Origin of the sequence: Salipiger abyssi (genome assembly GCF_017311415.1) — a bacterium.
Taxonomy (GTDB): domain Bacteria; phylum Pseudomonadota; class Alphaproteobacteria; order Rhodobacterales; family Rhodobacteraceae; genus Salipiger; species Salipiger abyssi_A.
Genome location: NZ_JAEKIS010000030.1, coordinates 1 through 16,894, shown reverse-complemented (window position 1 = coordinate 16,894; position 16,894 = coordinate 1). Strand labels below are relative to the sequence as shown.

Sequence of the window (16,894 nt, the reverse complement as noted above, 5' to 3'; positions counted from 1 at the left end):
GGCTTATTGCGCCGCAGTCACGGCGCGCCGAGTCATCACGCCGACCAGATGCGCGCGGTAGTCGGGCGCGGCATGCAGATCGCCCATCATGCCCTCGGCGGGCAGCGACAACCCGTCCAGCGCCGAGGCCGAAAAGTTGCCTGAAAGCGCCGCCTCTGCCTCTTCCCAACGGAACACGCCCTCTTCGGAGGCGCCGGTCACCGCGACCCGCACGCCATCGGGGTATTTCGCCACGAACACCCCCACCAGCGCAAAGCGCGAGGCGGGCTGCTCGAATTTCACGTAGGCCGCCTTTTCGGGGATCGGAAAGCGTACCTCGGTGACGATCTCTCCATCCTCCAGCGCGGTGGTGAACATGCCCTCGAAATAATCGTCCGCCGCGATCTCGCGGGTATTGGTGACGATGGTCGCGCCCGAGGCCAGCGCCGCCGCCGGGTAGCAGGCCGCCGGGTCGTTATTGGCCAGCGAGCCGCCGATGGTGCCGCGGTTGCGCACCGCCGGGTCGCCGATATTGGCCGCCAGCGCCGCCAGCGCCGGATAGGCGCCCGCCTCCGCCGCGACACTGGCATGGGTGGCGCCGCCGCCGATGCTCAGCACGCCATCCGCTGCCGAGATCCCTTTTATTTCGTCGATCTTCGACAGGCTCACCAGAACCGCCGGCGCCGCCAGCCGCGCCTTCAGCGAGGGGATCAGCGTCTGCCCGCCGCCCAGCGCCTGCGCCTCTTCCTTGCCCAGGGCAGCGACCGCATCCGCAACGCTCACCGGGCTTTCGATCTCGAAGCTGTACATCTTCCATCCTCCTGGCGAAGGGTCCGGGGCCTCGCGCGCCCCTGCCCTTTCATCTTTCTCCAAATACTCACGGTCCCGGCGGCGGCGTCAAGCGCCGCCGCCGGAGAAAGGCTCAGCCCTGCATCGCTTTCCACACCCGGTGCGGCGAGAGCGGCATGTCGATGTGATCGACCGTCATCCCGCCCGCGTTCAGCGCATCCAGCACCGCGTTCACCACCGCCGGCGGCGAGCCGATGGCCCCGGCCTCGCCGCAGCCCTTCACCCCCAGCGGGTTGTGGGTGCAGGGGGTGGCGCAGGAATGATCCACCTGAAAGAACGGCACGTCCTCGGCGCGCGGCATGGCGTAATCCATGTAGGACGCGCTCAGAAGCTGGCCGTTCTCGTCATAGACGCAGTTCTCCAGCATCGCCTGACCGATCCCCTGCGCGATGCCGCCATGCACCTGCCCCTCGACGATCATCGGGTTCACCACATTGCCGAAATCGTCGGCGGCGGCAAAGCTCAGGATCTCGACCCGGCCGGTCTCGGGGTCCACCTCCACCTCGCAGGCATAGGCGCCGCTCGGATAGGTAAAGTTCGACGGGTCGTAGAATGCCGTCTCCTCCAGCCCCGGCTCGATCTCCTCCAGCGGGTAGTTATGCGGCACGTAAGCCGCGAGCGTCACGTCGCCCCAGGCCACCGACTTGTCGGTGCCCGCCACGGTGAACTGGCCGTCCTTCAGCTCGATATCCGCCTCGGCGGCTTCCAGAAGATGCGAGGCGATCTTCTTCGCCTTGTTGATGATCTTTTCGGTCGCCCGCACCATGGCCGAACCGCAGACCGCCAGAGACCGCGAGCCATAGGTGCCCATGCCGAAGGGGATCTTGCTGGTGTCGCCATGCACGATGTCGATCATGCTCTCGTCGATGCCCAGCATCTCGGCCACCACCTGTGGAAACGCCGTCTCGTGCCCCTGCCCGTGGGAATGCGCCCCCACCATGACCGAGATCGAGCCGGTGGCGTTAACCCGCACGGTGGCGGCATCGTAAAGCCCCGCCCGTGCGCCGAGCTGGCCCACAAGGTTCGACGGCGCGATGCCGCAGGCCTCGATATAGCAGTTGACCCCGAGCCCGCGCAGCTTGCCGCGCTTGCGGCTCTCCTCGCGGCGCGCCTCGAAACCCTGCCGGTCGATCATCTCTTCCAGCTTGTCCATGGTCGCGACGTAATCGCCGGTGTCGTATTCCACCGCCACCGGCGTCGCATAGGGGAAGCTGTCGATGAAGTTCTGCCGGCGCAGCGCGATCGGGTCGACACCCAGCTCGCGCGCCGCCTTGTCCACCAGCCGTTCGAGCTGGAAGGTCGCCTCGGGCCGCCCGGCGCCGCGATAGGCATCGACCGGCACGGTGTTGGTGAACACCGCCTTCACGTTCACCTGGATCGCCGGGGTCTTGTAATTGCCCGCCATCAGCGTGCCGTGCAGCCAGGTCGGGATCGAGCTGGAGAAGGTCGAGAGATAGGCGCCCATATTGGCCAGCGTATCGGTGCGCAGCCCGGTGAAGTTGTTCTCGGCGTCCAGCGCCAGCTCGATCTTCGTCACATGATCGCGGCCATGCGCGTCGGACATAAAGGCCTCCGACCGGGTCGAGGTCCATTTCACCGGGCGGTTGAGCTGCCGCGAGGCGAAGGTGACAAAGGCCTCCTCCGCATAGTGGAAGATCTTGGTGCCGAAACCGCCGCCCACATCGGGCGCCACCACACGCAGCTTGTGTTCCGGGATGCCGAGCACGAAAGCCCCCATCAACAGCCGGATCACATGCGGGTTCTGGCTGGTGGTGTAAAGCGTGCTCTCGTCATTGGCGCGGTTGTACTCGCCCAGCGCCACGCGCGGCTCCATCGGGTTCGCCACCAGACGGTTGTTCACCAGCTCCAGCGTGGTGACATGCGCAGCCTCGGCAAAGGCCTTGTCCACATCCGCCTGATCCGAGCCGAACTGCCAGTCGTAACAGAGGTTGTCCGACAGATCGTCATGCACCTTGACGGCGCCCTCTTCCAGCGCGGCCTTCATGTTCACGACCGCCGGCAGCTCCTCGATATCGTAGACGATGGCCTCGGCGGCGTCGCGCGCCTCCTCCAGCGTCTCGGCGATAACGGCAGCGAACGGATCGCCCACATGGCGCACCTTGCCCTGCGCCAGCACCGGGTGGCCCGGCTCCTTCATCGGCTCGCCATGCTTGTCGGTCACCTGCCAGCCGCAGGGCAGCCCGCCGATGCCTTCGAAATCCTTGCCGGTGAAGATACGCAGCACGCCGGGCATCGCCTCGGCGTCGCTGGTGTCGATGCTCTTGATCGTCCCATGCGCCACATCCGAGCGCAGGAACGCGCAATAGGTCTGGCCATAGACGCTGATATCGTCGGTATACTGCCCGGCGCCGGTCAGAAACCGCACGTCCTCGCGGCGTTTCTGCGCCGCGCCGATCCCATGATCCTTCGGCATGAAAACTCCTCCCAAAAACCTGGCGGTCCTACCCGCCCGAGACGACTGCGGATCCGGGCGCGTTCCTCCCCGCGCCCCGTCCTTTCATCTTTCTGCAAATACTCCCGTCGCGGCGCCCGCCAGAGGGCGCGGCGCCACGGCAGAGGCGCCCTACTCGGCGGCGATCCCGCTCACGTCCTGACCGCTCGCCGCCATGATCGCCTTGACGATATTGTGGTAGCCGGTGCAGCGGCAGATATTGCCCTCGAGATAATCGCGGATCTCATGCTCGGAGGGACTGGGGTTCTCTTCCAGCAGCTTTGCCGCCGTCATCACCATGCCCGGCGTGCAGAAGCCGCATTGCAGACCGTGATGGTCCTGAAACGCCTGCTGGATCACCGAGAGCGAGCCGTCCGGGTTGGCCATGCCCTCGATGGTCACCACCTCGGCCCCCTCGGCCTCGGCGGCGAACATGGTGCAGGCCTTGACGCTCTTGCCGTCCACATGAATGACGCAGGCGCCGCACTGACTGGTGTCGCAGCCCACATGGGTGCCCGTCAGATGCAGCGCGTCGCGCAGAAACTCGGTCATCAGCGTGTTGCCGCTGACCTCTTTCGAGACGGCTTTGCCATTCACCGTCATCGTCACCTTGGTCATCAAGTCCTCCCTGGGTGTCCCATTCTGTTGTGTCGTCGTTCAGCGGGCCCCTTGCCTGCCCGCCCGTCCCGAAACGCTGCAGCGCGGCCTCAGCTCGAGACCATGCGCTTGAACCAGCCCTTCTTCTTTCCGTCGCTTGCGGCGTCGCCCTCGGCCTCGGGCGCCGCTTCGGGATCGCTCGGCCCCTCGACCGCCTCCTGGAAATTGGTGAAGAACTGATCGGCCATCTTCTTGGCAAAGCCGTCGATGATGCGCGAGCCGAGCTGTGCCAGCTTGCCGCCGACCTTGGCCTCGACCTCGTAATGCAGCTCGGTCACGCCGTCGCCCTTGTCGGTCAGGGTCACATCGGCGCCGCCCTTGGCAAAGCCGGCAGCCCCGCCCTTGCCCTCTCCCGAGAGCGTCAGGCTCTCCGGCTCGTTCATGTTCGACAGCGTGACCTGGCCCTTGAAGGTGGCCTTCACCGGGCCGACCTTTTGAGTCACCGAGGCCTCGAACCCCTCTTCGGGGCTGCCGGCCATCTCGGTGCAGCCGGGCACGCATTGCTTGAGCACTTCGGGGTCCAGTATCGCCGCCCAGACCAGATCCCGAGGGGCCTTGATCTCGCGGGTGTCGCTCATATGCATGTGGGTGGTCCTCTCTCTCCTGAGTCCCAGACTACACGCTGCAAGCGTGGGGCATATTAGACCAATGGCCTATCCCGGCCGGGACCGTCTGGCGGCAGCATGGCCAAAGCGCTGCGGAGTGCCAAGCGATTTCTCGGGCCGCGCGCCACAGCCGGCCCTATCCGCCGGAATAGATCTCGACGGTGGGCAGATCGGTCAGCGGCACATTGATGAGCCGCATCGCGGCAAGCGAGATGCGGCTGCCGCCGGTGGCGGGCCCGTCGATGGGAATCAGCTCGACCCGGGCGGATTTGCCGCCTGGCGCCACGACACGCCCCTGTGCTGGCGCGCTCACCAGCGGCGTTTCGACCCAGAACCCCGCCCGCGCCGGATCGCCCAGCGAAGCGACGCTGCGTCCCAGCAGCCGCTCGCCGGCGGCCTGCGGCGCGGCGGCCTCGGCGCGCTCCTCGGCAGTGCTGGTGTCATATGCCTCTGCCGTGCGCGCGCCGGACGGAGGCGCGGCAGGGCGCGCCTGCGGGCGGGTCGCCTCGGCGCCGCCGGCGGCGGGCTGCGACGACGGCGCGTTGAGAAGCGGCAGCTCGGAGCAAGCGGCCAATGCGAGGAACGGAAGGAGAAACAGCGGCTTCATGCCACGCAACCTAGGACCAAAGAGCGCGACTGACAATCGCGTCCGCGCTTGCCGCGCGGCGGTTTCGTGCTTAGGTTCACGACATGGAAAAGCTTATCGACCCCTTCGCACGCCCGATCTCTTACCTGCGGGTCTCGGTCACCGACCGCTGCGATTTCCGCTGCGTCTACTGCATGTCCGAGCATATGACGTTCCTTCCCAAGAAGGAGCTGCTGACGCTCGAAGAGCTCGACCGGCTGTGTTCGACATTCGTGCATATGGGCGTCGAAAAGCTGCGCATCACCGGCGGCGAACCGCTGGTGCGGCGCGATATCCTGAAGTTCTTTCAGTCGATGTCGCGGCATCTGGACTCCGGCGCGCTGCGCGAACTGACGTTGACCACCAACGGCTCTCAGCTGGAGAAATTCGCCAAGCCGCTCTACGAGGCCGGCGTGCGCCGGGTGAACGTCTCCGCCGACACGCTCGATGCGGAGAAATTCGCCGACATCACCCGCTGGGGCCGCCTGCCCCAGGTGCTGCGCGGCATCGAGGCGGCACTGGAGGCCGGGCTACGGGTCAAGCTGAACGCGGTGGCGCTCAAGGGCTTCAACGAGGACGAGCTCTTCACCATCACCGAATGGTGCGCCGAGCGGGATATGGATCTGACCTGGATCGAGGTCATGCCGATGGGCGATATCGGCAATGAGGACCGGCTGGATCAGTACTGGAAACTGAGCGACCTGCGCGCCCGGCTCTCTGAGCAATACACGCTGAAGGATCTCGCCGAGAGCACCGGCGGCCCGGCGCGCTATGTGCGGCTGGAGGAGACCGGGCAGAAGGTCGGTTTCATCACCCCGCTCACACATAATTTCTGCGAAAGCTGCAACCGCGTGCGTCTGACCTGCACCGGCGAGCTCTTCATGTGCCTCGGCCAGGAGGACCGTGCGGATCTGCGCAGCGCGCTGCGCAATCATCCCGACAGCGACGCGGCCCTCGAAGCGGCGATCCGCGGCGCCATCGCGCGCAAGCCTGAGGGGCACGATTTCGACTATTCGCGCCAGTCGGTCGAGGGCCGCGTATCGCGTCACATGAGCCACACAGGCGGCTGATCCCGCCGCGTCCCCGACCACGAAAATCTTCGTACGAAGATTTTCGCCCCGCTCATGCTCATATTGAGATTTTTCGCAGGAAAAATCTCGCCCATCCATGCACGCCGCTTGTGCAAAGAATGACGCGGCAGGACCGGCTGTTGCATGGATGCACCGCGCAAGCGACTTAAAATCAACACCTTACCGGGCGGCCCCTGCTCTATCGCCGAAACGCGTCCCGAGCGTTTCGCAGACTGGGCAGAGATCGCGATTTTGCCGTATACTCTTCCCAAACAGGATGGAAAATCATCGGATCATCCAAAGATCCGAGACCACGAGCAGGCAGGTATCAAAAACAATGTCCCAGTCGAATGTGATCGTGCGGCCGCTGGCCGCGCAAGATGAGGCAAACTGGCGCGAGCTGTGGGCGGCCTATCTCACCTTTTACGAAAGCTCAGTGACGGACGAGGTCTACCGGACCACATTCGCCCGCCTGCTCAGCCCCGACGAACACGAATTCCACGCGCGTGTGGCCGAGATCGACGGCACTCCGGTGGGCATCGTGCATTACCTCTTCCACCGCCATTGCTGGCGCGTGGAAAACGTCTGTTACCTCCAGGATCTCTATGCCGCGCCGGAGGCGCGCGGCAAGGGGGTCGGCCGCGCGCTGATCGAGGCGGTCTATGCCGAAGCCGACCGCGCCGGCGCGCCCTCGGTCTACTGGCTAACGCAGGAGTTCAACCACACTGCCCGGCAGCTCTATGACCGCATCGGCACACTGACCCCCTTCATCAAGTATCAGCGCCCCTGATGCGCAGGCATCTCCTTCCGCTCATTCTCGCAGTGAGCGCCTGCATGCCCGCCCCCTCGCCCGAAACCGCCACCCGCGCCGCCGCCTCGGTGACCGATACCAGCGGCCTGCCCGCGATGAAGAGCTTTGCCACCCCGCGACCGGTGGCGCCGGTGGTCTCGAACGCGGATCTGGCGCGCGATTTCCTCGATCTCGCCTTTTCGCTGGAATCCGGCCGCGCCCTGCCCGCCTTCACCCGCTTCGAAGGGCCGATAACCCTGCGTGTCACCGGCCGCCCCCCGGCAGCGCTGGCACCAGATCTCAACCGGCTCCTTCACCGGCTGCGGAGCGAGGCGCGGATCGATATCCGCCAGATCTCGGGACCGCAGGCCAATATCACCCTCGTCGCCACTCCGCGCTCCGAGATCCGTCGTCACCTGCCGCAAGCGGCCTGTTTCGTGGTACCCAACGTCTCTTCCCTGCGGGAATACCTCTCCGCCCGCCGCTCCAGCGCCGTGAGCTGGACGCGGGTGACGCGGCGCGAGCGTGTGGCGATCTTCCTGCCCGCAGACGCCGCGCCGCAGGAGGTTCGCGATTGTCTGCACGAAGAGATCGCCCAGGCGCTCGGACCGCTCAACGATCTCTACCGGCTGGCCGATAGCGTGTTCAACGACGACAACGTCCATGCGGTGCTGACCGGGTTCGACATGACGGTGCTGCGCGCCTATTACGACCCATCGCTGCGCTCCGGCATGTCGCGGCCCGAGGTCGCCGCGCGGCTGCCCGCCATCCTCGCCCGCGTCAACCCGACCGGAGAGACCCTGCCCGCGCGCCACCTGCCCGCCACACCGCGGATCTGGATCGAAGCGATCCAGACCGCGCTCGGCCCCGGCGCCAGCCCCGCCGAGCGCCGCGTCGCCGCCACCCGCGCGCTGAGCACCGCCATGTCTCTGGGCTGGACCGATCACCGCCGGGGTTTTTCCCACTATGCCATGGGGCGCATCCTGCAAGGGCAGAGCGCCGAGGCCGCACTGGATCAGTTCGTTCTGGCCCAGCGCCATTTCGCCGCCTCGCCCAACACACAGCTGCATCAGGCCTATGTTGCCTCGCAGCTCGCCGCCTATGCGATCAACGACAACCGCCCCGAGGACGCGCTTGCACTGCTCGGCCCGCATCTCGAGACCGCCGCACGGCACGAGAACGCGGCGCTGCTCGCCACACTGATGCTGCTGTGCGCCGAGGCGCTGGATCTGTCGGGCCGGGTATCGGAAGGGCGGCAGGTGCGGCTGGACTCCCTAGGCTGGGCGCGATACGGGTTCGGCTCGGACTGGGCCGTCCGCGCAAAGCTGCGCGAGATCGGCTCGCTCAATCCGCTCAAGGGGAGCTGAGGGCCAGCTATGATCGTGATCGCGGGGGTATTGATCGGCGCCATTCTGGGCGGGCTGACCGCGCGTCGCCGCAAGGGCAATGCCGCCGATATTGCGCAGTTCGTGGTGGTCTATGCCATCGCCTTCGGGCTTGCGGGCCTCGTCCTGACCATCGCGATCGAAAAACTCGCGACCTGATCGGGGCGCTGCCCCGTCACGGCAGAGCCGTGACTCCCCGGGATATTTTCAGCCAATGGAAACGCACAGGGCGCGGCGGTTGCAGCGCGCGCGCGTTCGCGTAGGATGGCGGCAGCCGCCCGAAAGGACCGCGCATGTTCGTTCCCTTCTTCGAGAACCTCCGAAAAGCCCAGGTGCCGGTCAGCCTGCGCGAATACCTCACCTTTCTGGAAGCTGTGCGCGCCGGGCTCGCCACCTATGATGTCGAGGCGTTCTATTACCTCGCGCGCAGCGCCATGGTGAAGGACGAGCGCCATCTCGACCGGTTCGACCGCGCTTTCGGCGCGACCTTCCAGGGGCTGGAGCAGATCTCCTTCGAGGAGATGCTGGAGGCGGTGGACCTGCCCGCCGACTGGCTGAGGAAGATGGCGGAGAAGCATCTTTCCGAAGAGGAGAAGCGCGAGATCGAGGCGCTTGGCGGCTTCGACAAGCTGATGGAAACCCTCAAGGAGAGGTTGAAGGAGCAGCAGGGCCGGCATCAGGGCGGCAATAAATGGATCGGCACCGCGGGCACCTCGCCCTTTGGCGCCTATGGCTACAACCCCGAGGGGGTGCGCATCGGCCAGAAGGAGGGCCGCCACCGCCGCGCGGTCAAGGTCTGGGACAAGCGCGAGTTCCGCAATCTCGACGACAGCGTCGAACTCGGCACGCGCAATATCAAGGTGGCGCTGAAGCGGCTGCGCAAATGGGCCCGCGACGGCGCCCATGACGAGCTGGATCTCGACGGCACGATCCGCGCCACCGCCGAGCACGGCTATCTCGACGTGAAGACCCGGCCGGAGCGGCGCAACGCGGTGAAACTGCTGCTGTTCCTTGATGTGGGCGGCTCGATGGACGACCATATCCGCGTGGTCGAAGAGCTGTTCTCGGCGGCGCGCGCCGAGTTCAAGCATCTCGAACACTACTACTTCCACAACTGCCTCTATGAAGGCGTCTGGCGCGACAACCGCCGCCGCTGGGACCGGCAGATATCGACCTGGGATGTGCTGCACAGCTATGGGTCCGATTACAAATGCATCTTTGTCGGCGACGCCTCCATGTCGCCCTACGAGGTCGCCTATCCCGGCGGCGCCAACGAGCATTGGAACGCCGAGAGCGGCCAGACCTGGCTGGAGCGCGCCCGGGCGCAATGGCCCGATCACCTCTGGATCAACCCGGTGCCCGAGCCGCATTGGGGCTATACGCACAGTATCGGAATGATCCGCGAGCTATTTGAGGAGCGCATGGTGCCGATGACGCTGGAGGGGATCGACCGCGGCATGCGGGAGCTGTCGCGATGATCCTCGCGGCGGACGCGGGCGGCTCTACCTGCCGTCTGGCGCTGGAGCGCGACGGCGAACGCATCGAGGTGAGGCTGGGCGCGGCCAATGTCACCAGCGATTTCGACGGCGCGCTGCGGACGCTTGTTTCGGGTCTTTCCGAACTAGTGAAACAGGCCGGGCTGAGCCTGGACGCACTGCGCCCCTGCCCCGCCTATCTGGCGCTGGCGGGCGTGACCGGACCAGAGATCGCCGCCCGCGTCGCGGCGGCGCTGCCGCTCGATCAGGCGGTGATCGCGGAGGACCGGCGCGCGGCGGTTCTGGGCGCCCTTGGCGAAGAAAAGGGCTGCGTCGCCGGGATCGGCACCGGCAGTTTCCTCGCGCGGCAGGAGGGCAGCGTCTTTGCCACGCTGGGCGGCCACGGGCTGGTGCTGGGCGACGAAGCCTCGGGCGCCTGGCTGGGGCGTGAGCTGCTCACCTACACGCTGCGCGCGCAGGACGGGCTCGAAGCGCACAGCCCGCTCACCGAGACCGTACTAGGCGAGATGGGCGGCGGCTCCGGCATCGTGGCGTTTGCCGCCCAGGCGACGCCGGAGACTTTCGGCAGGCTGGCGCCGCGCATCGCCGCAGCGCAGGGCGATGCCGCCGCCGATATGCTGATGCGGCGCGGCGCGGGCTATATCGCCACCGGGCTCAATGCGCTCGGCTGGGGACCGGGAGAGCCGCTCTGCCTGATCGGCGGCGTGGCCGGGAGCTATGCCGACTGGCTGCCCCGCGAGATGGCGCAGGCGTTGCGACCTGCCAAGGGCAGCGCGCTCGACGGGGCACTGGCACTGGCCCGGCGGATGGCGCCGGCGGCGCCTCAGGGCAGCGCATAGCCGAGCCGGGTGAAATCCTCTTCGTAGAAGCCGGTAAGCTTACGGACCAGATCCGCGTCCATCACCGCGCGCCAGCCCTCGTGCTGTGTCCTGCGCCGGTGCTGCAATCCGTCGAGCCCGACGCCGGTCTTCTCGGCCAGCCGGGCGAGCTCGGCTTCGTACGCCTCGAACCGATAGACCGTATCGGCGAGATCGAGACAGTTGAACGGGTGGGTCTGCGGGATGGTGTGGTGGCGGATGCGCTCCTTGCGGGTGGCGCGCTCTTCGCCATAGCCGACGCTCTCGTCCATGACGATATCGGCAAAGCGCCCCATGCTGCCCTTGTAGCCGCGGATCTGGGTGAAATCCGCATAGGCCGAGACGAAACGGTCGAGCGGATGGCGCACGAAGGCAAAACGAAAGAGCTGCGGCCAGTCTTCGGGGATCTCGCCGAAGGCCGGGCCGTCGTAGCGCCCCTGCCAGAGCCCGCGCCGGATCGAGGAGCCGCCGGTCTTGGGAATGTGGATCAGAATGCAATCGGGATCGCGGAGGAGAAAATTCGACATGGCATGCACCTGAGGACCGGACGGGCCCGAGCTATAGAGGCCAAACCCACGATTTGCCAGAGTTTTGCCGCCCCTGCGCGGCGGCGCAGGGGCCTCAGAACTCGACTTCGAGCTCTTCGATCTCCTCGGGTTCGGCCAGTGCCGCCTCGGTCCATTCCTGCATCGGCGCCCAGTTCAGTACGGTGTCGATATAGGCCTCCAACCGGTCGTCGAGTGTCACGGCATAGGTGCGGAACCGGGTGCAGACCGGCGCGTACATCGCATCCGCCACGGTCGGTTTTCCAAACAGGAACGGCCCGCCATGGGCGTCGAGACACTCGCCCCAGATCTCCTTGACGCGCTCCACATCCGGACGCGCGCCGGAGAAGATCTTGAAGCTCTCATGCCGCGCCTTGAGATTCATCGGCAACGCCGAGCGCAGGTTGTAGAAACCCGAATGCATCTCGCCCGCGACCGCGCGGCAATGGGCGCGCTGCGCCACGTCCTCGGGGAAGAGCCCGGCATCGGGAAAGATCTCATAGAGATATTCGGCGATGGCCAGCGTGTCCCAGACCTCGACCTTGCCATGGGTCAGGCGCGGCACCCGCACGGTGGGCGAGAGCAGCAGCAGTTCCTGGCGCACATTGGCATCGGTCGGATCGACCGGCTGCTCTTTGAAATCCAGCCCCGACATCTTGCACAGAAGCCAGCCGCGCAACGACCAGGAGGAGTAGTTTTTCGATGAAATGGTGAGCGTGGCCTGTGTCATGGCGTCTTCACTTCGCCCCTCATGCTGCACTGCGGTAATTTTCTTGTCGCACAGCCACATGGTTTTGGCTAGATATTTCACAGAACAATAAGGTCTGATCATCGTGCTTTATGCAGCTTATCAAGGGCTTGATGATATTATCGCCCCTTTTCGCACCGCCGCGCTCTCGGCTCTGGCGTTTTCGCCCCGCGATATCGGACCTTTTGGAGAGATGTTTCGCCGCCACGCGGCACTGATGGAGATGATCTCGCGCTTCCAGCTCAGCCACAAGCGCCCGCCCTTCGGCATCCACTCCGTGCCGGTGGAAAACCGCGAGGTGCCGGTGGTCGAAGAGGTGGCGCTTGATCTGCCCTTCGGCAATCTGCTGCATTTCAAGAAGGACATCGACACCTACCAGCCCAAGGTGCTGGTGACGGCGCCGCTCTCGGGGCATTTCTCGACGTTGCTGGCGGGCACGGTGCGCACGCTGCTGCGCGATCACGATGTCTATATCACCGACTGGAAGAACGCCCGCGACGTGCCGCGCGACGCCGGCGATTTCGGGGTCGAGGATTACGTGAGCTACGTCATCCGCTTTCTCGAAGAGCTGGGCCCGGGCTGCCACGTTCTGGGCGTCTGCCAGCCCTGCGTTCAGACGCTGGCCGCGGTCGCGGTGATGTCGGAGGACAAGAACCCCGCCACGCCGCGCTCGATGACGCTGATGGCCGGCCCGGTGGATGTGCGCGAAAGCCCGACCTCGGTGAACGATCTGGCGAATGAAAAGCCGCTCTCGTGGTTCAAGCGCAACGTCATCTCGACGGTGCCGATGCGCTACCCGGGCGCCGGGCGCAAGGTCTATCCGGGCTTTGTGCAGCTTACCGCCTTCATGACGATGAACATGGAGCGCCACCAGGCGCAGCACCGCAAACTCTACGAGCTTCTGGCGGCGGGTGAGGACAAGGAAGCCCAGAAGATCAAGGATTTCTACGACGAGTATTTCGCCGTGCTCGACCTGACGGCGGAATTCTACATCGAGACCATCGACCGGGTATTCCAGAAGGCCGAGCTCGCCACCGGCGATTTCACCTATCGCGGCCGCAAGGTCGACCCGTCAAAGATCCGCAACACCGCCCTGCTCACCGTCGAGGGCGGGCGCGACGATATCTGCGGGCTGGGTCAGACCACGGCGGCGCACGATCTCTGCTCGACCCTGCGCCCGCATCTCAAGCGCCACCATCTTCAGGCGAATGTCGGCCATTACGGCGTCTTCAACGGCCGCCGCTGGGACAATGAGATCTATCCGGTGGTGCGCAACATGATTCTGGCGATGGAATAGCGCCACGCGGCAGAGGTCGCGGTGGAATGGTGGGTGATGAGAGACTCGAACTCTCCAAGGAAAACCTTAAGGCGCTGCATGGAAACGATTTTGTCGCCGCCGAATTCAGCCCTATGTACTAGATCAATGCACAAAGCGTCAAACGGAGTTCAAGTCTTGTTTGACATCGGTGGTCATGGCTTTCCCTTCACACAGAGAAAGGCACCTGTGGTGCGCAGCACTGCCCAGCAATGGCGTCCCAAGGTACGCCGACCCAGTATTGCTTTGGCCTTTTCCTGCTAGGCACTTCACTGTAGATTTCAGGACATGAGGTGTGAATAGCCCGGTGTATGGTGGACGCCTTCTTTGCTAATTTTGAGGCAAGGAGGCCATGATGAGCAGCAGCAAGTTCAGCGATGATTTCAAGAGAGACGCCGTCGCGCAGATCACGGAGAGGGGTTACCCGGTCAGGGAGGTGGCCGAGCGCTTGGGCGTGAGCCAGTACTCCCTCTACTCCTGGAAGAAGAAGTTCGCGAAGGCGTCATCCGGCGACGCAGAGAAGGACGCCGAGATCCGTCGGCTGAAGAAGGAACTGGCGCGGATCTCGGAGGAGCGCGACATCCTAAAAAAGGTCACCGCGTATTTCGCCAGGGATGCAAAGTGAGATACGCGTTCGTGGCCGAGCATCGCGGGGAGTTCTCCGTCAGGGCCATGTGCCTCTGCCAACGCATACAGCCGAGTGGCTTCTATGCATGGCTGAAGGCACCGCTGAGCAAGCGGGCTCAGAAAGACAAGCGGCAGACCGCGATGCTGAAGGAGGCGTGGGTCGAAAGCGGCAAGGTCTACGGTCACCGCAAGCTGCATGACGACCTTCTCGAGCAAGGCGAAAGCGTCTGCCTGAACCGTGTTGCCCGCCTGACCAAGCTCGCCGGCATCAAGGCACAGATCGGCTACAAACGTCGACCAGGGAAGTATGGCGGGAAGCCTGCGGTGGTCGTCGACAACACCTTGGATCGGCAGTTCGACGTGGCGGCGCGTGACAAGGTCTGGGTGACCGACATCACCTACATCCGGACGCAGGAGGGCTTCGCGTATTTGGCGGTGGTCATCGATCTGTACTCACGCCGCGTGGTTGGCTGGTCCATGCAGTCACGCCAGACAACCGACGTCGTGCTCCAAGCTTTGGTCATGGCCACATGGCGGAGGAAGCCGAAGGCCAAGGTGCTGATCCATTCGGATCAGGGTGGCCAGTTCACGAGTATCGACTGGGCCGCTTTCCTGAAGGCCCACGATCTCGAGCATTCCATGAGCCGGCGCGGCAATTGTCACGATAACGCGGTCGCCGAGAGCTTCTTCAACCTGCTGAAGCGTGAGCGGATCAGGCGAAGGACCTACCGCACCCGAGAAGAGGCCAGGCGGGATGTGTTCGACTACATCGAGATGTTCTACAACCCGAAGCGCAAGCACGCGCGCAACGGAATGCTGTCGCACGTCGACTTCGAGCGGCAGCAGAAACTGAGACAAGAAGGCGTCTAAGAAACGCGGGGCTATTCACGGGAGCGGTGCAGCTATTCAAAGGGGCTCTTTACGAAGGTGCGTGTGTGAGGGTGAAGCGTTTGCGTGTTCGGGGGGGCCGCGCTCGTGATCCAAGGCTTAGGCTGCAGGCCAACGGAAGTTCCATGAGACCCTCTGCGCTGAGGAGAGGGTCTCATGGGCCGGACACAATGTCGAAAGACCTCGATAGGCTGGTGAAAAGGGCAACCCTAGTCGGTCGCCCCGCCGTCCCTCTTAGTACTGAAGATTGAGATCCGACAGACTGGTGGGTTCGGTATAGATGTGCCCTTTCCACGATACGTCGAAGTCCATGCCGCTCGGGAGCGCTAAGCCGCCGGCGACACCAATCTTCGGCACATCTGTTGTCGACGCACCGGCCTGCACTTTGACCGTACCAGAAATGGTAAAATTGTAGGATGCGCTAGCCATATCAATGAAATCCATCACCCTGATGCCGTCGTCATCCAAGGTGACATCCATGTCCTGGATATCGAGATTCCGAAAAACCTTACCGACGAGATACACACGGACGATCCTGTTGCTGCCGCTCAGTGCACAACGGCCCTTGAGCATTCCGATCGTAAGGCCATCGATGCCTCCCGGCTCATCGTCATAGTTCGTGTCCGCATCGATGTACGACTCACGGGCACCGTTCACTTCCAGATGACCGATATCAACGCCAACGCAATTGTTGATCGCCAGCATCTCGCCACAAGTGTTGTCGCTCGCTACCCCCGACGAATTCTCCATGAAAAAATGCTCAATCGTGACGTTGTCAGACTTGGACAGCCGCACCGCCTGTGGACAGTAGTCCTTGTTTGATCCGGCGTCATCTGCCGAGCCAATGACACGACCGATGCTGATTTCGTCCGCCCGCGCCAACTTATCGGGGTTCAGCTTGATAACCGAACCCTGATTCGTGTGAGGCACCCCGTCGACCGTGTAAGAGAAGCCCGTGCGCTCGAAAGTGAAATCGTCTGAACCGGTACAGATATCGACATACCTGCAGGAGTGACGCGTATCGCCGGGTCCCTTGCCGTTGCCGCCACCTATGCGAAAAAGGTGTTCGGGCGAATCGGCGAGATGCATCTTGTCGATCTTGAAATACTTGTTCCCAGCCAGAAGCAGGCCGCACTTTCCCGCCCACCGCTGATGCTCGGTCGTCTCGCCGCTGCCCAGCGGCGGAATGTCGCCGGGCCAGGTGAGGCGAACGTCCAGTTCGCCGATATGCAGGCAGTGAGCCCCCTCTTTGACCGACAGCCCCTTATATTGTTTGCGCACCACAACCTTGCCGATATAGCCGTTGTCGCCCGGAACGGGCGACAACGGAATCGTCGTGCAATGCTCGGCCTCGAGCTGAAGACCATATGCGAACCCAAGCAGAGAGATCTGATTGACGTTGGTATTGGAATCCGGAAACATGGATACGTGAGAATTGAGATTGTCAGACCCTGTCATCTTGACGTTCTCAAAGGTCAAGATGCCGGCATCCACCCGCAGTCCGCGCTCGATATTCGGCTTGTTGTTCGTAAGGTTGGTAAATTTGAACTTCGCTCCGTTCTTGAACCGAATATTGGCGCCGAGATCGATTGTGTCACCCGTGCCGATATGATCGACCTTGAAATAATCCTCGAAGGTCAACCCGGCATAGATCTTACCTCCCGCGGCCTCAATCAGGACATGTGACGGGTCTGTATTTATGTAGGTATTTGACGGATTGCCGTCGCCGATATAGGCTGATAGCGAATTGTAGTCCTTTGCGTCACGTGTTGCCATGACGGTCTCCTATAATGTGTTTAGGCTCTACAGATTGGAGGGGGTCGGGGAACAATATCAATGCGCCGGCCCAAGGTATGACCTCACTGCTGGAAAAGAAACGCCTCTACGTGGCCTGCCCCCATTGGGTGGTCCGGTTTGATTGTTAGTGCATTGTGGGCCTCTGGTCCATCGGGACGGTGCTTTCGGGCGCGGGTGGACGGTAGCCCAGAGCGCTGTGCGGCCTGATC

At 63.9% G+C, this 16,894-nt stretch carries 16 protein-coding genes; 8 read left to right on the top strand and 8 right to left on the bottom strand.

The window, feature by feature from the left end; translation table 11 throughout:
- Positions 1 to 3 precede the first annotated feature (3 nt).
- The 5 genes from I6N89_RS23405 to I6N89_RS23385 all read right to left on the bottom strand — a co-directional run bounded on the left by I6N89_RS23405 (position 4) and on the right by I6N89_RS23385 (position 5,149).
- Positions 4 to 789: an FAD binding domain-containing protein gene (locus I6N89_RS23405; RefSeq protein ID WP_207020735.1), complete on the bottom strand. Its 786-nt coding sequence runs from the start codon at positions 787 to 789 to the stop codon at positions 4 to 6.
- Between the two features lie 112 nt (positions 790 to 901).
- A complete protein-coding gene (locus I6N89_RS23400) occupies positions 902 to 3,262 on the bottom strand; it encodes a xanthine dehydrogenase family protein molybdopterin-binding subunit (RefSeq protein ID WP_207020734.1) in 2,361 nt (786 codons plus the stop codon).
- Positions 3,263 to 3,412: 150 nt separating this feature from the next.
- Complete coding sequence (locus tag I6N89_RS23395) at positions 3,413 to 3,898, bottom strand: (2Fe-2S)-binding protein (protein WP_207020733.1); 486 nt, start codon at positions 3,896 to 3,898, stop codon at positions 3,413 to 3,415.
- 89 nt (positions 3,899 to 3,987) lie between these two features.
- On the bottom strand, positions 3,988 to 4,521 hold the full coding sequence (locus I6N89_RS23390; protein WP_207020732.1) for a CoxG family protein: 534 nt from the start codon (positions 4,519 to 4,521) through the stop codon (positions 3,988 to 3,990).
- Positions 4,522 to 4,678: 157 nt separating this feature from the next.
- On the bottom strand, positions 4,679 to 5,149 hold the full coding sequence (locus tag I6N89_RS23385; protein WP_207020731.1) for a hypothetical protein: 471 nt from the start codon (positions 5,147 to 5,149) through the stop codon (positions 4,679 to 4,681).
- An 83-nt stretch (positions 5,150 to 5,232) separates the two neighbouring features.
- On the opposite strand from I6N89_RS23385, the gene moaA reads away from it, so the two are divergent.
- From moaA to I6N89_RS23355, 6 genes are all read left to right on the top strand, one after another.
- Positions 5,233 to 6,237 (top strand): GTP 3',8-cyclase MoaA, encoded by a 1,005-nt coding sequence (gene moaA / locus I6N89_RS23380; RefSeq protein ID WP_207020730.1) that lies wholly within the window; start codon positions 5,233 to 5,235, stop codon positions 6,235 to 6,237.
- A 337-nt stretch (positions 6,238 to 6,574) separates the two neighbouring features.
- Complete coding sequence (locus I6N89_RS23375) at positions 6,575 to 7,027, top strand: GNAT family N-acetyltransferase (RefSeq protein WP_207020729.1); 453 nt, start codon at positions 6,575 to 6,577, stop codon at positions 7,025 to 7,027.
- Entirely contained in the window at positions 7,027 to 8,394 is a 1,368-nt protein-coding gene (locus I6N89_RS23370; RefSeq protein ID WP_207020728.1) for a DUF2927 domain-containing protein, read from the top strand. Before I6N89_RS23375 ends, I6N89_RS23370 begins: the two co-directional genes overlap by 1 nt.
- A 9-nt stretch (positions 8,395 to 8,403) precedes the next feature.
- A complete protein-coding gene (locus tag I6N89_RS23365; protein WP_076703460.1) occupies positions 8,404 to 8,571 on the top strand; it encodes an apolipoprotein acyltransferase in 168 nt (55 codons plus the stop codon).
- A gap of 134 nt (positions 8,572 to 8,705) precedes the next feature.
- On the top strand, positions 8,706 to 9,890 hold the full coding sequence (locus I6N89_RS23360; RefSeq protein WP_207020727.1) for a vWA domain-containing protein: 1,185 nt from the start codon (positions 8,706 to 8,708) through the stop codon (positions 9,888 to 9,890).
- The gene (locus I6N89_RS23355) at positions 9,887 to 10,747 is read left to right on the top strand and encodes a BadF/BadG/BcrA/BcrD ATPase family protein (protein ID WP_207020726.1); all 861 of its coding nucleotides are present in this window, start codon (positions 9,887 to 9,889) and stop codon (positions 10,745 to 10,747) included. The genes I6N89_RS23360 and I6N89_RS23355 overlap by 4 nt, the downstream gene beginning before the upstream one ends.
- Here the strand turns inward: I6N89_RS23355 and I6N89_RS23350 are convergent.
- Together I6N89_RS23350 and I6N89_RS23345 are read right to left on the bottom strand one after the other, a co-directional pair.
- Positions 10,732 to 11,292, bottom strand: coding sequence for a sulfotransferase family 2 domain-containing protein (locus tag I6N89_RS23350; RefSeq protein WP_207020725.1), 561 nt, complete (start codon positions 11,290 to 11,292; stop codon positions 10,732 to 10,734). The two genes, I6N89_RS23355 and I6N89_RS23350, sit on opposite strands and share 16 nt — an antisense overlap.
- A 94-nt stretch (positions 11,293 to 11,386) precedes the next feature.
- Positions 11,387 to 12,040: a glutathione S-transferase family protein gene (locus I6N89_RS23345; RefSeq protein ID WP_207020724.1), complete on the bottom strand. Its 654-nt coding sequence runs from the start codon at positions 12,038 to 12,040 to the stop codon at positions 11,387 to 11,389.
- A 103-nt stretch (positions 12,041 to 12,143) separates the two neighbouring features.
- Here I6N89_RS23345 and I6N89_RS23340 point away from each other — a divergent pair, with 103 nt between their 5' ends.
- Together I6N89_RS23340 and I6N89_RS23335 are read left to right on the top strand one after the other, a co-directional pair.
- On the top strand, positions 12,144 to 13,355 hold the full coding sequence (locus I6N89_RS23340) for a polyhydroxyalkanoate depolymerase (protein ID WP_207020723.1): 1,212 nt from the start codon (positions 12,144 to 12,146) through the stop codon (positions 13,353 to 13,355).
- A 373-nt stretch (positions 13,356 to 13,728) separates the two neighbouring features.
- Positions 13,729 to 14,870, top strand: a protein-coding gene (locus I6N89_RS23335) for an IS3 family transposase (RefSeq protein WP_207020722.1) whose coding sequence is annotated in 2 segments (ribosomal slippage) — positions 13,729 to 13,966 and positions 13,966 to 14,870 — 1,143 coding nt in all. Because the reading frame shifts where the segments join, the coding sequence is not laid out codon by codon here.
- Between the two features lie 252 nt (positions 14,871 to 15,122).
- Here the strand turns inward: I6N89_RS23335 and I6N89_RS23330 are convergent.
- The gene (locus I6N89_RS23330; RefSeq protein ID WP_207020721.1) at positions 15,123 to 16,664 is read right to left on the bottom strand and encodes a hypothetical protein; all 1,542 of its coding nucleotides are present in this window, start codon (positions 16,662 to 16,664) and stop codon (positions 15,123 to 15,125) included.
- Between the last annotated feature and the right edge of the window lie 230 nt (positions 16,665 to 16,894).

Bases quoted from the DNA above. Each gene is read 5' to 3' on its own strand.
- I6N89_RS23345 (WP_207020724.1), bottom strand. From the start codon at position 12,040: ATGACACAGGCCACGCTCACCATTTCATCGAAAAACTACTCCTCCTGG.
- I6N89_RS23390 (WP_207020732.1), bottom strand. From the start codon at position 4,521: ATGCATATGAGCGACACCCGCGAGATCAAGGCCCCTCGGGATCTGGTC.
- I6N89_RS23375 (WP_207020729.1), top strand. From the start codon at position 6,575: ATGTCCCAGTCGAATGTGATCGTGCGGCCGCTGGCCGCGCAAGATGAG.
- I6N89_RS23405 (WP_207020735.1), bottom strand. From the start codon at position 789: ATGTACAGCTTCGAGATCGAAAGCCCGGTGAGCGTTGCGGATGCGGTC.
- I6N89_RS23385 (WP_207020731.1), bottom strand. From the start codon at position 5,149: ATGAAGCCGCTGTTTCTCCTTCCGTTCCTCGCATTGGCCGCTTGCTCC.
- I6N89_RS23360 (WP_207020727.1), top strand. From the start codon at position 8,706: ATGTTCGTTCCCTTCTTCGAGAACCTCCGAAAAGCCCAGGTGCCGGTC.
- moaA (WP_207020730.1), top strand. From the start codon at position 5,233: ATGGAAAAGCTTATCGACCCCTTCGCACGCCCGATCTCTTACCTGCGG.
- I6N89_RS23370 (WP_207020728.1), top strand. From the start codon at position 7,027: ATGCGCAGGCATCTCCTTCCGCTCATTCTCGCAGTGAGCGCCTGCATG.
- I6N89_RS23365 (WP_076703460.1), top strand. From the start codon at position 8,404: ATGATCGTGATCGCGGGGGTATTGATCGGCGCCATTCTGGGCGGGCTG.
- I6N89_RS23355 (WP_207020726.1), top strand. From the start codon at position 9,887: ATGATCCTCGCGGCGGACGCGGGCGGCTCTACCTGCCGTCTGGCGCTG.
- I6N89_RS23350 (WP_207020725.1), bottom strand. From the start codon at position 11,292: ATGTCGAATTTTCTCCTCCGCGATCCCGATTGCATTCTGATCCACATT.
- I6N89_RS23400 (WP_207020734.1), bottom strand. From the start codon at position 3,262: ATGCCGAAGGATCATGGGATCGGCGCGGCGCAGAAACGCCGCGAGGAC.
- I6N89_RS23330 (WP_207020721.1), bottom strand. From the start codon at position 16,664: ATGGCAACACGTGACGCAAAGGACTACAATTCGCTATCAGCCTATATC.
- I6N89_RS23395 (WP_207020733.1), bottom strand. From the start codon at position 3,898: ATGACCAAGGTGACGATGACGGTGAATGGCAAAGCCGTCTCGAAAGAG.